The sequence below is a fragment of the Blautia sp. SF-50 genome, from assembly GCF_900101315.1.
Taxonomy (GTDB): domain Bacteria; phylum Bacillota; class Clostridia; order Lachnospirales; family Lachnospiraceae; genus Blautia_A; species Blautia_A fusiformis.
The window spans coordinates 66,039-81,808 of the sequence record NZ_FMUW01000006.1; the positions used below are offsets into that span (position 1 = coordinate 66,039).

Annotated in this window: 13 protein-coding genes and 1 pseudogene; 12 read left to right on the forward strand and 2 right to left on the reverse strand. The window is 45.3% G+C overall.

Annotation, left to right across the window (positions count from 1 at the left end; translation table 11 throughout):
* Window positions 1–101 precede the first annotated feature (101 nt).
* Window positions 102–1,331 (reverse strand): dicarboxylate/amino acid:cation symporter, encoded by a 1,230-nt coding sequence (locus tag BLP57_RS05440; protein WP_015525202.1) that lies wholly within the window; start codon window positions 1,329–1,331, stop codon window positions 102–104.
* Window positions 1,332–1,584: 253 nt separating this feature from the next.
* Between BLP57_RS05440 and leuS the strand changes: the two genes are divergently transcribed.
* The 6 genes from leuS (at window position 1,585) to BLP57_RS05470 (ending at window position 9,596) form a co-directional block, all read left to right on the forward strand.
* Complete coding sequence (gene leuS / locus BLP57_RS05445) at window positions 1,585–4,002, forward strand: leucine--tRNA ligase (protein WP_022426495.1); 2,418 nt, start codon at window positions 1,585–1,587, stop codon at window positions 4,000–4,002.
* A 342-nt stretch (window positions 4,003–4,344) separates the two neighbouring features.
* The gene (locus BLP57_RS05450) at window positions 4,345–5,706 is read left to right on the forward strand and encodes a radical SAM protein (RefSeq protein ID WP_021652633.1); all 1,362 of its coding nucleotides are present in this window, start codon (window positions 4,345–4,347) and stop codon (window positions 5,704–5,706) included.
* Window positions 5,707–5,797: 91 nt separating this feature from the next.
* Window positions 5,798–6,454, forward strand: coding sequence for a TVP38/TMEM64 family protein (locus tag BLP57_RS05455; RefSeq protein WP_015525198.1), 657 nt, complete (start codon window positions 5,798–5,800; stop codon window positions 6,452–6,454).
* A 78-nt stretch (window positions 6,455–6,532) separates the two neighbouring features.
* Window positions 6,533–7,819 (forward strand): chloride channel protein, encoded by a 1,287-nt coding sequence (locus tag BLP57_RS05460; RefSeq protein ID WP_092069962.1) that lies wholly within the window; start codon window positions 6,533–6,535, stop codon window positions 7,817–7,819.
* Between the two features lie 147 nt (window positions 7,820–7,966).
* Window positions 7,967–8,170, forward strand: coding sequence for a hypothetical protein (locus BLP57_RS05465; RefSeq protein WP_015525195.1), 204 nt, complete (start codon window positions 7,967–7,969; stop codon window positions 8,168–8,170).
* A gap of 187 nt (window positions 8,171–8,357) precedes the next feature.
* Window positions 8,358–9,596 (forward strand): AGE family epimerase/isomerase, encoded by a 1,239-nt coding sequence (locus BLP57_RS05470; RefSeq protein WP_059085888.1) that lies wholly within the window; start codon window positions 8,358–8,360, stop codon window positions 9,594–9,596.
* A 177-nt stretch (window positions 9,597–9,773) separates the two neighbouring features.
* Here the strand turns inward: BLP57_RS05470 and BLP57_RS05475 are convergent, their stop codons facing one another.
* Window positions 9,774–11,525 (reverse strand): Rqc2 family fibronectin-binding protein, encoded by a 1,752-nt coding sequence (locus BLP57_RS05475; RefSeq protein WP_059085887.1) that lies wholly within the window; start codon window positions 11,523–11,525, stop codon window positions 9,774–9,776.
* A gap of 149 nt (window positions 11,526–11,674) precedes the next feature.
* On the opposite strand from BLP57_RS05475, the gene BLP57_RS05480 reads away from it, so the two are divergent.
* The 6 genes and pseudogenes from BLP57_RS05480 to pgsA all read left to right on the forward strand — a co-directional run bounded on the left by BLP57_RS05480 (window position 11,675) and on the right by pgsA (window position 15,753).
* Window positions 11,675–12,553, forward strand: coding sequence for a YicC/YloC family endoribonuclease (locus BLP57_RS05480; RefSeq protein WP_015525190.1), 879 nt, complete (start codon window positions 11,675–11,677; stop codon window positions 12,551–12,553).
* Window positions 12,554–12,598: 45 nt separating this feature from the next.
* Window positions 12,599–12,871, forward strand: coding sequence for a DUF370 domain-containing protein (locus BLP57_RS05485; RefSeq protein WP_059085886.1), 273 nt, complete (start codon window positions 12,599–12,601; stop codon window positions 12,869–12,871).
* Window positions 12,864–13,484, forward strand: coding sequence for a guanylate kinase (gene gmk, locus BLP57_RS05490; protein ID WP_059085885.1), 621 nt, complete (start codon window positions 12,864–12,866; stop codon window positions 13,482–13,484). Before BLP57_RS05485 ends, gmk begins: the two co-directional genes overlap by 8 nt.
* A gap of 53 nt (window positions 13,485–13,537) precedes the next feature.
* Window positions 13,538–13,792, forward strand: a pseudogene (rpoZ, locus tag BLP57_RS05495) (DNA-directed RNA polymerase subunit omega); the annotation flags it as partial.
* A 100-nt stretch (window positions 13,793–13,892) separates the two neighbouring features.
* Window positions 13,893–15,230: a 30S ribosomal protein S12 methylthiotransferase RimO gene (rimO, locus tag BLP57_RS05500; RefSeq protein WP_021978070.1), complete on the forward strand. Its 1,338-nt coding sequence runs from the start codon at window positions 13,893–13,895 to the stop codon at window positions 15,228–15,230.
* Entirely contained in the window at window positions 15,214–15,753 is a 540-nt protein-coding gene (pgsA, locus tag BLP57_RS05505; protein ID WP_015525184.1) for a CDP-diacylglycerol--glycerol-3-phosphate 3-phosphatidyltransferase, read from the forward strand. The genes rimO and pgsA overlap by 17 nt, the downstream gene beginning before the upstream one ends.
* The last annotated feature ends 17 nt before the right edge of the window (window positions 15,754–15,770 follow it).

Genomic DNA, 15,770 nt, shown 5'->3' on the forward strand with positions numbered 1-15,770 from the left:
TTAAACATATATCTTACGGCTTTTGCTATTGCTGCTTTACATAAAATGTTTTATGTAAAGTAATTCGCATTCTGTTTAAATAACACTTCAGAAAGATTTGTTTATGCTTCTTCCTCAATCTGGATAACATTTTTCAGTACAGAGCAGCATGCCATGTCACCGATAACATTGACACAGGTGGCGCCCATATCACAGAGGGTATTGATGCTGATATAAACACCAAGAACTCCGGCAGGAAGTCCGGCCATAGTTGCCAGTGCTGCGAAAGATGCGATAGCACCACCGGGAACACCTGGAGTACCAACGGAAAGCAGTACGTTTGCAAGAAGGATAATGATCATAAGAGGAATACTTACATGGATCCCGCAGGCGTTTGCAAAGAACATGATCATAAAGGACATCAGGATAGATACAGCATCCATATTAACGGTAGCACCAAGAGGAATGGCGATGCTGGTGATCTGGTTGGATACGCCCATTTCTTCTTCCATACACTGCTTGCTTAATGGAATGGTTGCGGAGCTTGAGCAGGTTCCGAAGGCGTTCAGTGCTGCTGGCAGGATCGCTTTCAGGAATTTCAGCGGACTCTGTTTGCCGATCAGCTTTACAGAGAAACCATACACTACAATAGCGAAGCCAAAGAATGCCACATACAGAATGACAAGCTGTGTTGCAAGGGAAATGATCGTTTCAGTTCCGTTGGCTTCCACAACCGGTACGATGGTACAGAAAACACCGATGGGTGTAAAGTACATGATGGTTGTGATGATCTTCAGGCATACTTCATTGATGGAATCAATCAGATTAAGGAATGGAGTTCCTTTTTCACCGACTGCGATCAGTGTGAAACCGATGATCAGGGCAAACACCAGAACCTGGAGCATGTTTCCGTCAGCAAATGCGGCGATTGGGTTGGAAGGGATCAGGTTTTTCAGGGTGTCAAGGATACTGCTCATTTCTGTAGCCTGGATATCGGCTGTTGCCATCTCAAATTTGACTCCCTTTCCGAGATGGATCAGTCTCGGGATGATCAGTCCGCACAGGCTGGCAAGTGCCGTTGTGCAGAGAAAATAGATCATGGATGCTGCAGTGATCTTGCCGGTAGTACGTGCGTTTCCGATGGAACAGATTCCAATGACAATGGAACAGAAGACCATGGGAAAGATCATCATGTTCAGGGCGTTCATGTAGATACTTCCGATCAGACTGGTCACAGTGAGGACAGGTTCAAACCGTCCGGCCAGGAAAAGTCCTGTGAGGATACCCAGGATCAGTCCTGTAAAGATCGCACCGGTAATATGCTTCCGGTACCAGGAATAAAAAGATTTCATTTATGCGTTCCCTCCTAAGATAAATATGTATGGTATGTATAATATAGGAAAATACATGCAGGAAATTATATCATGTGAAAAAAGAAGCGTCAACTAAACCAGGCCAGGATTGCAGGTTCATGTATATTTTGATGGAAAAAGGCTGTTTTTGGATTTTTGTTTGACAAATACATCATAAGTAGTTAAAATTAATAGCAGTGTGTGAAAGCATTAAAGTATTAATACTGAGTAATTTGTCAGGAGGAATAAAAAAATGGCTGCACCTTATAACCATAGAGCCATCGAAGCGAAATGGCGCACAAACTGGGAGAAAAAGCCGGTAAATGTCAATGATGGCAAGAAACCGAAATACTACTGTCTGGATATGTTCCCGTATCCGTCCGGAAACGGTCTTCATGTAGGACACTGGAGAGGCTATGTGATCTCTGATGTATGGAGCCGCTATAAAATGCTCCAGGGTTATTACCTGATCCATCCGATGGGATGGGATGCTTTTGGTCTCCCGGCTGAGAACTATGCCATCAAGATGGGTGTTCATCCGGCAGTATCTACAGCAGCAAACATCAAAAATATCAAACGTCAGATCAACGATATCGCAGCGATCTATGACTGGGATATGGAGGTTAACACAACAGATCCGGAATTCTATAAATGGACACAGTGGATCTTTGTAAAAATGTTCAAAGAGGGGCTTGCATATGAGAAGGAGTTCCCGATCAACTGGTGCCCTTCCTGTAAGACAGGTCTTGCAAATGAAGAGGTTGTAAACGGATGCTGCGAGCGTTGTGGCACTCCGGTTACCAAAAAGAACCTCCGTCAGTGGATGCTCCGCATCACAAAATATGCAGACAGACTTTTAAGTGATCTGGATAAACTGGACTGGCCGGAGAAGGTTAAAAAGATGCAGACAGACTGGATCGGCAAATCCTACGGCGCAGAGGTCGATTTCCCGGTTGAGGGAAGAGAAGAGAAGATCACGGTCTATACAACAAGACCGGATACTCTTCATGGAGCAACATTCATGGTACTTGCACCGGAGCATGCTCTTGCAAAATCTCTTGCAACAGACGAGACAAGAGAGGCTGTAGAGAAATATATCTTTGATGCTTCCATGAAATCCAATGTAGACCGTCTTCAGGATAAAGAGAAGACCGGTGTGTTCACAGGTACTTATGCGATCAATCCGCTGAACGGCGAGAAGCTTCCAATCTGGCTTTCTGACTATGTACTTGCTGATTATGGTACAGGTGCTATCATGTGTGTACCTGCTCATGATGACCGTGACTTTGAGTTCGCAAAGAAATTCGATATTCCGATCATCCAGGTTATCGCAAAAGATGGTAAAGAAATTCAGAATATGACAGAAGCTTACACAGAGGCTTCCGGAACCATGATCAACTCCGGTGAGTGGAACGGAATGGAATCTTCCGTACTGAAGAAGGAAGCACCGCATATCATCGAGAAGCTGGGTATCGGACGTAAGACTGTCAACTACAAACTGAGAGACTGGGTATTTTCCCGTCAGCGTTACTGGGGTGAGCCGATCCCGATCGTACACTGCCCGAAATGCGGTGCGGTACCGGTACCGGAGGATCAGCTTCCGTTAAGACTTCCGGAGGTAGAAAGCTACCAGCCGACAGGAACCGGAGAGTCACCGCTTGCAGCTATTGACGAGTGGGTAAATACCACATGCCCATGCTGTGGTGCTCCCGCAAAACGTGAGACAAACACCATGCCTCAGTGGGCAGGATCTTCCTGGTATTTCCTCCGTTATGTAGATAATAAGAATAATAAAGAACTGGTTTCCAAAGAGAAAGCTGATAAATATCTGCCGGTAGATATGTATATCGGTGGTGTAGAGCATGCTGTTCTTCATCTTCTGTACTCCAGATTCTACACCAAGTTCCTGTATGATATCGGAGCTATTGATTTCGATGAGCCGTTTGTCAAGCTGTTCAATCAGGGTATGATCACAGGTAAAAACGGAATCAAGATGAGTAAATCCAAAGGAAATGTTATTTCACCGGATGATCTTGTAAATGATTACGGATGTGATTCTTTACGTATGTATGAGCTGTTCGTAGGACCGCCGGAACTGGATGCAGAATGGGATGATAGAGGAATCGATGGTGTATCCAGATTCCTGAAACGTTTCTGGAATCTGGCTCTTGACAGCATTGAGAAAGATATCCCGGCTACCAAAGAGATGGAGAAGACCCGTCATAAGATGGTATACGATATCACCAGCAGACTTGAGGCCTTCAGCCTGAATACCGTAGTGTCCGGATTTATGGAATACACAAACAAGCTGATCGCTATCGCAAAGCAGAACGACGGCGCTGTTGACAAAGAAACCATCGAGACAGTTACCATTCTTCTTGCGCCATTTGTTCCTCATATTGCAGAGGAGATCTGGGAGAAGCTTGGTCATGAGGATTCCGTTTTCCATGCACAGTGGCCGGCTCACGATGAGGAGCTTATGAAGGATGATGAGATCGAGGTTCCGGTTCAGATCAACGGCAAGACCAAGGCTGTTATCAGTATTCCGGCAGAAATCTCCAAAGAAGATGCGATTGCCGAAGGAAAGAAGGCAGTTGCAGATAAGATTTCCGGAAATATCATCAAAGAGATTTACGTACCGAAGAAGATCATCAATATCGTAGTAAAGTAATAAGATAAATCAAAAACACCCGAAGCAGGGCGGAAGATATTTCTGCCTTTGCCAGGGTGTTTTTTATATGGATAAACATCGTGAAGTAAGTATGCACAAAAATAACTAATGTTATTTAGAATAAATGCCAATAATATTTAGGCATTTTAACAGATTTGCCTAGTTTTTGGTCATGCCAATTATATTGTCTATTGTTATTCAAATGGAAAAAACGTACAGTAACACCATGAGTCAGGCAAAGATAGTAAGAAAGCTTTGGTACTCGAAATGCAGTGTGACGGAATGAAGATGTCCGTTTAGCTAGATTGCATATTTACATTGAGAGAAATAAGGAGAGATAGTATGAGCGCAATGAACACACTTAAGAAATTCGGACTTGAACAGGCATTCAATTATGTTTATAAAGATCCGGATAAGAATTTTATCAAGATCATGGACTGGGCAGATAAATTTTCCGGTGGTGGATTTCCTACACAGAGAGCAATGATCCGCGCAGCCATTTCTAATCCGGAACATCCGTATTATCCGTTTATTCATAGATTGGTAACTGATATTGATCCGCATGTTATGAAAACTCTGGTTGCAAACTTCTTTATCAATGCAAATCTTGCAGGCTGGAAGAAACAGGATGAATGCCGTGAGAAATATGGCTGTAATATCCCGTGGGCAATCCTTCTTGACCCAACAAGTGCATGTAACCTGCACTGTACAGGATGCTGGGCAGCAGAGTATGGAAACAAGCTGAACCTCACCTACGATGAGATCGATGACATCATCCGCCAGGGTAAGGAGCTTGGCGTTTATATGTATATTTACACAGGCGGAGAGCCACTTGTAAGAAAAAAGGATCTGATCCGTCTTTGCGAGAAACATAATGACTGTATCTTCCTTTCCTTCACAAATGCAACACTGATCGATGAGGATTTTGCAAATGATATGCTTCGGGTAGGAAACTTTGTTCCTGCAATTTCACTGGAAGGATTTGAGACTGCAACAGATGGCAGAAGAGGAAATGGTGTATACCAGAAGGTTATCAAGGCCATCAATCTTCTCAGAGAGAAGAAGCTTGTATTTGGTATCTCTGCATGTTATACGAGTGCAAATTTCGAGTCTATCACATCAGAGGCATTTTACGACAGCCTGATCGATCTTGGAGCGTACTTTATCTGGTATTTCCATTATATGCCGGTTGGAAATGATGCAGCACCGGAGCTGCTTCCTACTCCTGCACAGAGAAGAGAAACCTATGAGCGTATCCGTAAATACCGTGCAACAAAGCCGTTGTTTGCCATGGATTTCCAGAATGATGCAGAGTTTGTGGGAGGATGTATTGCAGGCGGCCGTCGCTATCTGCATATCAATGCAAACGGCGATATCGATCCATGTGTGTTTATCCATTATTCTGATTCCAATATCCGCGAGAAAACACTTCTGGAAGCACTGCAGTCTCCGATGATGATGGCATATCATGACGGACAGCCGTTTAATGACAATATGTACCGTCCATGCCCGATGCTTGAAAATCCGCAGAAGCTGAGAGAAATGGTAGAAAAATCCGGAGCACATTCCACAGATCTTCAGTCACCGGAGAGTGCAGAGCATCTCTGTGCGAAATGTGACCGGTATGCTGAAAACTGGAAGCCGGTAGCAGAGGAAATGTGGAAGGAAGACCAGGAGAGAAAGGCAGCGAAGAAAGGCTGCTGATCCTGAAACTTAAAAAAGCAGAACTTATGAAAGAGCACGGTACCGGAAACAGGTGCCGGTGCTCTTTTTTTGAAAACGGAGGGATCAGACCATGAAAAAAATGATTGATAACATCAGAAAATATCTGCCGGCGGTGCTCCTTCTTGTGCTTCTCCTTTTCTGTATCCGTTATAGAGAGGATCTGTCTGTGGAAAGGATCTTAAGCTATACACCGGAGGAACCTGTTAAGGCTGCATTACTTATGCTTGGGCTTTATGCAGTGAAAAGTGTCTCTTTTATATTTCCAATTGCGATCCTGCAGCTTGCTGTAGGGCATCTGTTTTCTACAGGAACAGCACTTCTGGTGAACTTTCTGGGAAGAGCAGTCACATTGGCACTTCCATATTGGATGGGACGCTTCTCAGGTGCATCCATGGTGGAAAGTCTTACAGCTAAATATCCGAAACTGAAAACAGTAGTAGATTACCAGAACGGAAATTGCCTGTATATTTCATTTTTTATGCGGACATTGAACTTTTTACCGGGAGATGCTGTGAGTCTGTTTCTCGGAGCTGAAAAGATTCCATTTGGAACCTATATGGCAGGTGGCGTGCTTGGAACGCTGCCGGGAGTTATTCTCGCTACAATATTTGGAGCAAATATCAAAAATCCGAAGTCTCCGGCATTCTGGCTCTCCGCAGTGCTTCTTGTGATGATCAGTGTATTCTCGATCCTGATACACAGGCATATTTCACGGAAGAAAAAATAACAGGGCTTTCTCTTCCTGCTTTTACTGAGAGGAAAAATGTAGTATAATGCAGACAGTAAAGAAAAGAAGGGAAGGAACATGGGGATCGATCATAACAAAAGATTAAAGGAACATTTATATTATTACAGTGCAAGAATCAGCCGGGATATCTCAAATCTGATCAAGTGGCTGGTTTTTGCTGTCATTACAGGATGTATCGTAGGTGCTGCCAGCACACTGTTTTCTTTTACGTTGAAGGCAGTGACCAGTTACCGGAAGGCGCATGAATGGATTTTTCTTTTGCTGCCATTATCCGGACTTGTCATTGTATTTTTGTATGAGAAGCTTGGAAAAGAGGATGGAGGGACCAATCAGGTTCTTTCTACCGTGCGTTCCAGAGATGATGTGCCAATCCTTTCTGCGCCTCTGATCTTTATCACAACGGCGCTGACTCATCTTGCCGGTGGTTCTGCGGGACGTGAGGGAGCAGCGATCCAGCTTGGAGGAAGTATTGCCAACCAGCTTGGAAGATGGATCCATCTGGACGAGGAGGACCGTCATGTAATTGTTATGTGCGGCATGAGCGCGGCGTTTTCCGCATTGTTTGGAACACCGATGGCAGCGGCAGTTTTTGCGCTGGAAGTGGTCAGTGTGGGCGTGATGTATTATGCAGCACTGATGCCGTGTATGATCGCGTCATTGATTGCTTCCGGATTTGCAGCCGGAATGGGAGTCACACCTGAAAGTTTTCATGTGACGGATATTCCGGCACTGACTGTGGAAACTGGCCTGAAAATGGGAGTGATCGCTCTGGGCTGTGCAATTGTCAGCATTATGTTCTGTATTGCGCTGAATGGTGCAGCAGGACTTTATGGCAGATGGTTTAAGAATAAATATGTCAGGGTTGCAGTGGGCGCCTGCCTGGTCATTGTTGTCACCTTTATTCTGAGAACAGATGAATATATGGGCGCTGGTGCGGAGCTTATTGAAAAAGCGGTGGAAAACGGACAGGCGGATACTTTCGCCTTTTTCTGGAAAATGGTGCTTACAGCACTGACTATGCGCGCAGGATTCCGCGGGGGAGAGATCGTACCTTCTTTCTGCATTGGAGCTACCTTTGGCTGTGTGATGGGTAATCTTATGGGAATTTCTCCGTCGATCTGTGCAGCCTGCGGAATGGCAGCAGTTTTCTGCGGTGTGACCAACTGTCCGATCACTTCGATCCTGATCGCTTTTGAAATGTTTGGCTTTAAGGGAGTATCCTTCTATCTGATCGCAGTATCTATCAGCTATGCAGCATCGGGATATTATGGCCTTTACAAGGATCAGACCATTGTGTACTCCAAATATAAAGCAAAATATGTGAACCGACATACCAGATTCTGATATAGAACGAAATGTGAAGGGGTGTGTATACTGGCATAATATCTTATGGAATACCGCATGGACATGGCTGGAAAATATCTGGACATCTGCGGAAATCTGATGTAATATATTAAACGTTAGTATTTACAGAAAGGCAGATTTTAAGGTATGGAAGAGAAGATTCTTGATTTTATCATGGAGTATGCACAGGAGAATGAGGGAGTCCCGTTTCAGGTGATCGAGGAGAATTTTAATATCGTTATGGATGATAAGCTGAAAGATATCATCAGTGATGCGATCTGGGACAGAGACAATGTTTCTGATGTGATCATGGAAAGTGAGCGTTATGTGATCACCTGTTTTGAAGATTAATACAGGACTATCTGTGACCGTTACGGTAATGGAATTAAGAAATCTGATATGAGGAGAATGCATATAGGGCATTCTCTTTTTTTCGTCAATCTGTCAAAAGAATCCAAAAGAATCTAAAAGAATCTAAAAGAATTGAAGTTCCCTAAAAAGAATGATATCCTAAAGAAAAACAGATGGGGTGGTTGAAATGAACAGCAAATATGAGATCAGCACAAAAGAAAACCGGGAATTCCTGAAAGCATCCTGTGAGGAGCTTTTGAATTTCGGACATCGGTTTCCTTCACCGAATGGAGGTTCCTATTATCTGGGGGACGACGGAACACCATGGAAGGACAGAAACCGGGAAACCTGGATCACCTGTCGTATGGCTCATGTATACAGTCTGGGTCTGATGCTTGGCCATGAGGGAAGCGGAGAGCTTGCGGATGCGGCATTGAAAGGTCTGAAGGGAGAGCTTCACGATGAAAAAAACGGTGGCTGGTATGCAGGTGTAACACCGGAAGGAGGTATTGTGCCCAATAAACAGTGTTATGCCCATGCATTTGTGATCCTGGCTGCATCTTCCGCACTGACAGCCGGAAGGTCCGGGGCGAAAGAGCTCCTTGAAGAGGCATTGGCTGTTTATGACCGACATTTCTGGAATGAAGAGGAAGGGCTGGCCTGCGACACCTGGAATACGGAATTTACCGTGCTGGATGATTATCGGGGATTAAATGCCAATATGCATACGGTAGAGGCTTTTCTGGCAGCAGGAGATGTCACCGGGGATAAAAAATATCACATTCGTGCAGGCAGGATCATTGATCATGTGATCCAGTGGGCAGAAGATAACTCCTGGAGGATCCCGGAACATTTTACGAAGGAATGGGTGGCAGATCTTGACTGCAACCGTGACCGTCCGGATGATCCGTTCAAGCCATACGGCGCAACACCGGGACATGGAATCGAATGGGCAAGGCTGATCACACAGTGGACGCTTGCAAACTGTGGAGAAGAGAAAGAAAAACTGGAAAAACATCTTCAGGCAGCAGAAAATCTTTACACAACAGCAATAAAAGACGGCTGGAACGCAGATGGTGCACCGGGAATTGTATACACGACAGATTGGAATGGCAAACCGGTGGTACATGACCGTATGCACTGGACTCTTGCGGAAGCGATCAATACCTCTGCAGTTCTTTATCATGTGACCGGTAAGGAGAAATATGCGAAAGATTATGCTGCGTTTATGAAGTACCTGGATGAAGTGGTCATGGATCACGAAAACGGCTCCTGGTTTCATCAGCTGGATGAGCAGAATCATCTGAAAGGAACCGTATGGCCCGGAAAATCCGATCTGTACCATGCACTGCAGTCTACACTGATCCCATATCATAAAGCAGATACGTCTATTGCACCGGCAGTGAAGAAAAAACTGGAGATCTGAACAAAATCGTTTTGCGATTTTTGTTCGTGAGCATGTAACGAAGCGGAGTGCGAATGTTCAATAAAAAAAACTTCCTGTGTTTACAGAAAAATTTCTCAGGACAGATACTTGCAGAGATACAGGTATCCGGTCTTGAAGAAATAAGAGAACACAGGAAGGTTTTTTGTTGAATAGTTATTACTCCGTAACCTCTTTCAGATCCGAAATATCCGGAGAAGCCATGAGAGAATAATTGGTGTAATAAACAACGAAACCGGGTTTCGCACCGGCAGGTTTTTTCACATGCTTTTTCTGGATATAATCGATCTCTACCTTGGGAGCAGAGTGTCCTTTGGAGTACCAGGCTGCCAGGCGGCCTGCTTCTTCGAAAGTACGGTCCGGAAGTTCACCGTCTTTGGTGCGGACGATCACATGGGAACCAGCCATTTTCTTTGCATGGAACCACCAGTCATTTCCGGTTGCGAACTTGAAAGTCAGCTCATCATTCTGGAAATTGTTTTTTCCTACATAGATATCAAAACCGTCACTGGATATGTAGTGGAGCGGTTTGGATTTCGGCTGGGCTTTCTGGCCTTTTTTGTTTGTGTAGTGACGTTTGATATAGCCGTACTCAGTGAGCTCTTCCTTGATCTGGGAAAGGTCACTTTCAGATCTGGCGATATCCAGAGCATTGGAGATAGATTCCAGATGAGAGATCTCACTTTCCGTATCTGTGATCTGTTCTGTGACGGCTTCCTCTGTACGCTTTAGCTTTCCGTATTTATCAAAATATTTCTTGGAATTCTGTGCCGGAGTCAGTGTCGGGTCAAGAGGGATAGTGATCTCCTCGTTGGTGTAATAATTCAGCGCTTTAAACGATTTGCAGCCTTCTTCAAGCCCGTATCCGTAGGTATTGATCAGTTCGCCGTAAACTTTGAATTTATCTTTCTTGGCAGTATCGTTCAGCTGTTTTTTCTGGATGTTATATTTTTTTCGGTTACGTTCCAGAGCAGTCTGTACTACGCGACGAAGATCGGAAGATTTCTGGTGGATCCTTGTCAGCAGACTCTTGGTAGCATAATAAGTCTCCAGCATGGCAGAAACACTGTCAAAAGTTTCGCTGCGGTATTCACTGCCAAACTGCTGATAAGGAAAGACACCGTATTCCACAGGTTCTTCTCCGCGGTAGACAATATTCGGAGTGAATTCTCGGTTTTGGATCTGTTCCATCAGGCGGAGAAAGGTATGATAAAGATGGGTGCAGGCCGTCTCATCCAGAGACTGTGTCGCATCACTTCCGTCAATAGATGCACGGTAGCAGATCTCCTCAGCCATTACCGGGCTCATACCGGTGAGGGAAGTATAAAGCGCTTTGGAAATGTTTACCGGTTTTTTGCAGATATGTCCGGTAAATTCTTCCTCGGAAACTGTCAGCGGATTTTCTTTATCCCGGGTATTGGGAATGAAATATTCTCTTCCGGGAAGAACCTCACGGACAGAGCTCATATGAGAAGAGACATGTTTGATGCTGTCCAGGATCATTCCCTTTTCGTCACAGAAGATGATGTTGCTGTGCTTGCCCATCAGTTCCATGATCAGACGCTTTCTGCAGGGATCCCCCAGCTCATTAAGATGCTCCAGCTCAAATTCCACCACGCGCTCCATTCCAGGCTGCTTCACATCAAGGATACGGGCGCTTCCGATGTGCTTTCTGAGAAGCATGCAGAAGTTCGGTGCGGTTAAAGGACTGATACGGTTCTTATCTGTAAAATAGATCAGAGGAAGGGATGCGCTTGCACTTAAGAGAAGACGTTTCTGTCCATTTGCGCCCTTTCCTGTGATCAAAAGTTCATCGTTTTCCGGCTGGGCGATCTTGTTGATACGGCCGCCTTTTAAATTATCATCGATCTCTGCCACGAGAGCAGAAACTGTAATTCCGTCAAATGCCATGATTTTACCTCCATTTCAACATCAATCATTATAACAGTAAAAAAAGAGTTTGACTAGGGTTTTGGAATGAACTATAATAAATCCGTATGCAATCAGTTACTGTATTTATCAGCAGCTGATAAACTTAAGAGGCAGTATTGGAGGATAACATGATAAAAAGTATGACCGGCTTTGGCAGGGCAGAAGCAGTTTCCAGAGAGCGTAAGGTTTCTGTTGAACTGAAATCCGTCAATCACAGATATCTGGATCTGAACATCAAAATGCCGAAAAGACTCAGCTATTTTGAGGGAGAGATCCGAAATGTGATGAAGACTTATATCCGCCGCGGCAAAGTCGATGTGTTCATCACCTATGAAGACTATACAATGGGCGGAATGGCTCTGAAATACAATGCAGAGCTGGCAAAGGAATATCTGGGCTATCTGAACCAGATGAGTGAGGAACTGGGGATCGAGAATGATATCCGTGTTTCCACACTTTCCAGATATCCGGATGTGTTTACGATGGAAGAGCAGGCTCCGGATGAGGAAGAGCTCTGGAATTTTCTGGAGGGTCCGCTTCATGAGGCCTGCCGGAAATTTGTGGAGACCCGCCAACGTGAGGGTGCTAATCTGAAACAGGATCTTCTTGGGAAGCTGGACGGACTGGAAGCAAAGGTCGATGTAGTGGAAAAACGTTCTCCGGAAGTAGTGAAGGCTTATCGGGAGAAACTGGAAGCCAAGATGCACGAGCTACTTGAAGATAACCAGATCGATGATTCCAGGATCGCCGCAGAGGTGATACTTTTTTCAGATAAGATCTGCAATGATGAGGAGACGGTACGTCTTCGAAGCCACATCCACGGAATGAGAAAGATCCTGGATGAGAACGAGGGCGTGGGACGTAAGATGGATTTCATGGCACAGGAGATGAACCGTGAGGCGAACACTATCCTGTCTAAATCCAATGATCTTATTGTATCCAACGCGGCCATCGATCTGAAGACAGAGATCGAGAAGATCCGTGAGCAGATCCAGAATATCGAGTAACCGGGCAGGAAACAGGCTGTACACAGACAGAAAGGGAGAGCGTAAATGGCGAAACTTATTAATGTAGGCTTTGGAAATGTTGTCAATTCACGCAAGATCGTGGCTGTGGTAAGTCCGGATGCCGCTCCTGTAAAGCGCATGATACAGAGTGTCAAGGGGACCCGAACTCTGATCGATGCCACACAGGGAAGAAAAACAAAAGCAGTGATCGTTACTTCCGATGATTATCTTGTCCTTTCCGCTCTGCAGCCGGAAACCATTGCCAGGAGATTTTCGGAAGCGTATGGAGAGGAAACGAGGGAGGAAGAAAATGAGTAAGGGAATTTTAGTTGTTGTTTCGGGCTTTTCCGGTTCCGGAAAAGGTACTGTCATGAAACGGCTGATGGAAAAATATGACAATTATGCATTATCTGTTTCTGTTACTACCAGAAATCCAAGACCAGGCGAGAAGGACGGAGAGGCTTATTTCTTCCGCACAAAAGAAGAATTTGAACAGCTGATCCGGGAAGACGGACTGATCGAGTATGCGCAGTATGTGGAGAATTATTATGGCACACCCCGCAAATATGTAGAGGAGCAGCTTTCCGCAGGGAAAGATGTGATCCTTGAGATTGAGATCCAGGGTGCCATGAAGATCCGTGAGAAGTTTCCGGATACACTGCTGGTATTTGTATGTCCGCCGTCTATGGAGGAGCTTAAGAACCGTCTGGTAGGTCGAGGAACAGAGACTCTGGATGTGATCAACGGGCGTCTCAGAAGAGCGGTTGAAGAATCCAGAGGAATGGATAAATATGATTATCTCCTGATCAATGATGATCTGGAGGAATGTGTTGATACACTTCATGAGACCCTCCGGTGTGAGCGCATGCGTACATCCAGGAATCATGATTTTGTATCCAGGATCCAGAAAGAAGCGGAAGCTTTTTTATAAATACCAATTAACAAGTTAAATACGGCCCTGCCGTTACAGAAGGGAGAAAAGATATGATACATCCATCTTATTCAGAATTAATTGAGGCTATCAACACAAACAACGAGGACGACGATGAGGCTCTCGTGCTGAACAGCCGTTATTCTCTTGTACTTGCAGCAAGCAAACGTGCCCGCCAGCTGATCGCAGGAGCAGAGCCGCTTGTACCGGGTGCAGCAGGAAAGAAACCGCTTTCCGTTGCCATTGATGAGCTTTACAAGGGCAAAGTAAAGATTCTTCCCGGACAGGAGGAAGAGGAAGAGCTGGAAGCTCTTGAAGCTGAGAAGGAGGCTCTTGAGGCAGCAGAGGGCGAGACCGCAGAAGGCACTGAGACTGCAGAAGCGGCTCAGACAGAAGCGGAGTAATTTTATGAAAATATTATTCATCTCTCTTGGCTGTGACAAGAACCTGGCGGATTCTGAGGAAATGCTGGGACTTCTTACAGCCGGAGGTCATGAGATCACAGACGATGAAACACAGGCAGATGCTATCGTGATCAATACCTGCTGTTTTATCAAGGATGCCAAGGAAGAGAGTGTGGAAACCATTCTTGAAATGGCAGAGTACAAAAAAACAGGAAGCTGCCATGCACTGATCGTTACCGGCTGTATGGCACAGCGATACCAGAAAGAGATCATTGAGGAGGTTCCGGAGGTCGATGCTGTTCTTGGAACTACATCCTACGGCGACATCGTAAAGGCTCTGGAGGAAGCAGTAGCCGGAAATCATTTCGAAGAATTCCGTGATATTGATTATCTGCCGGATACAGGAAGCAAACGTGTCCTTACAACAGGTGGACATTTCGGCTACCTGAAGATCGCGGAAGGCTGCGACAAGCACTGTACCTACTGCATCATCCCGAAGCTCAGAGGTAAATTTCGAAGCGTCCCAATGGAGCGCCTCATTGCCCAGGCAGAGGATATGGCTGAACAGGGAGTGAAAGAGCTGATCCTGGTAGCACAGGAGACCACCGTTTACGGAAAGGATCTTTACGGCAAAAAATCTCTTCACATTCTTTTAAAGAAGCTCTGTGAGATCAGAGGTATCCGTTGGATCCGCATCCTTTACTGTTATCCGGAGGAGATTTACGATGAACTGATCGAAACCATTCGTGATGAGAAGAAGATCTGTCATTATCTGGATATTCCGATCCAGCACGCATCGGACCGAATTCTTAAGAGAATGGGCCGCCGTACTTCCAAACAGGAACTGATCGATATTGTCGGAAAGCTCCGTAAGGAGATTCCGGATATCGTACTGCGTACAACTCTGATCACCGGATTTCCAGGTGAGACGGAGGAAGACCATGAAGAACTGAAGGAGTTCGTAGATGAGATGGAATTTGACCGTCTCGGTGTCTTCACTTACTCTCCGGAGGAGAATACCCCGGCAGCAGAGATGGCAGACCAGGTTCCGGAAGAAGTGAAGGAAGAACGCAGAGACGAGCTGATGGAGCTTCAGCAGGAGATTTCTTATGACAGAGGCCAGGACCGTATCGGACAGGAACTTCTTGTTATGATCGAAGGAAAAGTTGCAGATGAAAGTGCCTATATCGGACGTACCTACGGGGATGCACCGAAGGTTGACGGATACATTTTCGTTCAGACAGGCGAACTGCTTATGACAGGTGATTTTGCAAAGGTACGTGTGACAGGTGCGCTTGAGTATGATTTGATAGGAGTGCTAAGCGATGAATACACCGAATAAACTTACAGTTGCAAGAATGATACTTGTACCATTTCTTGTAGTTTTCTTACTGACAGGCTGGGGAGGAGAAGCAAACCGCTGGATCTGTCTTGCGATTTTTGTCGCAGCAAGTGTGACAGACTGGTTTGACGGTCATCTTGCCAGAAAATATAACCTGATAACCAATTTTGGAAAATTTATGGATCCGCTGGCAGACAAGCTTCTGGTATGCTCTGCCATGATCTGCATGATCGAGGTTGACAAGCTTCCGGCATGGGTTGTGATCATTATCATCGGACGGGAATTTATCATCAGTGGTTTCCGTCTGATCGCAGCGGAGAACGGAATTGTCATTGCTGCAAACTACTGGGGAAAATTCAAAACCGTTTCCCAGATGATCATGATCATACTTCTGATGCTGGATTTCGGAGGTGTTTTTGCAGTGCTGACACAGATATTTATCTGGCTGTCCGTTGCACTGACCATTATCTCCCTGCTGACTTATATCATGCAGAACAGAAAGGTCCTTTCCATGCAGGAGTAGGGATCAGAGTATACGAA

Bases quoted from the DNA above. Each gene is read 5' to 3' on its own strand.
- BLP57_RS05440 (WP_015525202.1), bottom strand. From the start codon at position 1,331: ATGAAATCTTTTTATTCCTGGTACCGGAAGCATATTACCGGTGCGATC.
- leuS (WP_022426495.1), top strand. From the start codon at position 1,585: ATGGCTGCACCTTATAACCATAGAGCCATCGAAGCGAAATGGCGCACA.
- BLP57_RS05450 (WP_021652633.1), top strand. From the start codon at position 4,345: ATGAGCGCAATGAACACACTTAAGAAATTCGGACTTGAACAGGCATTC.
- BLP57_RS05455 (WP_015525198.1), top strand. From the start codon at position 5,798: ATGAAAAAAATGATTGATAACATCAGAAAATATCTGCCGGCGGTGCTC.
- BLP57_RS05460 (WP_092069962.1), top strand. From the start codon at position 6,533: ATGGGGATCGATCATAACAAAAGATTAAAGGAACATTTATATTATTAC.
- BLP57_RS05465 (WP_015525195.1), top strand. From the start codon at position 7,967: ATGGAAGAGAAGATTCTTGATTTTATCATGGAGTATGCACAGGAGAAT.
- BLP57_RS05470 (WP_059085888.1), top strand. From the start codon at position 8,358: ATGAACAGCAAATATGAGATCAGCACAAAAGAAAACCGGGAATTCCTG.
- BLP57_RS05475 (WP_059085887.1), bottom strand. From the start codon at position 11,525: ATGGCATTTGACGGAATTACAGTTTCTGCTCTCGTGGCAGAGATCGAT.
- BLP57_RS05480 (WP_015525190.1), top strand. From the start codon at position 11,675: ATGATAAAAAGTATGACCGGCTTTGGCAGGGCAGAAGCAGTTTCCAGA.
- BLP57_RS05485 (WP_059085886.1), top strand. From the start codon at position 12,599: ATGGCGAAACTTATTAATGTAGGCTTTGGAAATGTTGTCAATTCACGC.
- gmk (WP_059085885.1), top strand. From the start codon at position 12,864: ATGAGTAAGGGAATTTTAGTTGTTGTTTCGGGCTTTTCCGGTTCCGGA.
- rimO (WP_021978070.1), top strand. From the start codon at position 13,893: ATGAAAATATTATTCATCTCTCTTGGCTGTGACAAGAACCTGGCGGAT.
- pgsA (WP_015525184.1), top strand. From the start codon at position 15,214: ATGAATACACCGAATAAACTTACAGTTGCAAGAATGATACTTGTACCA.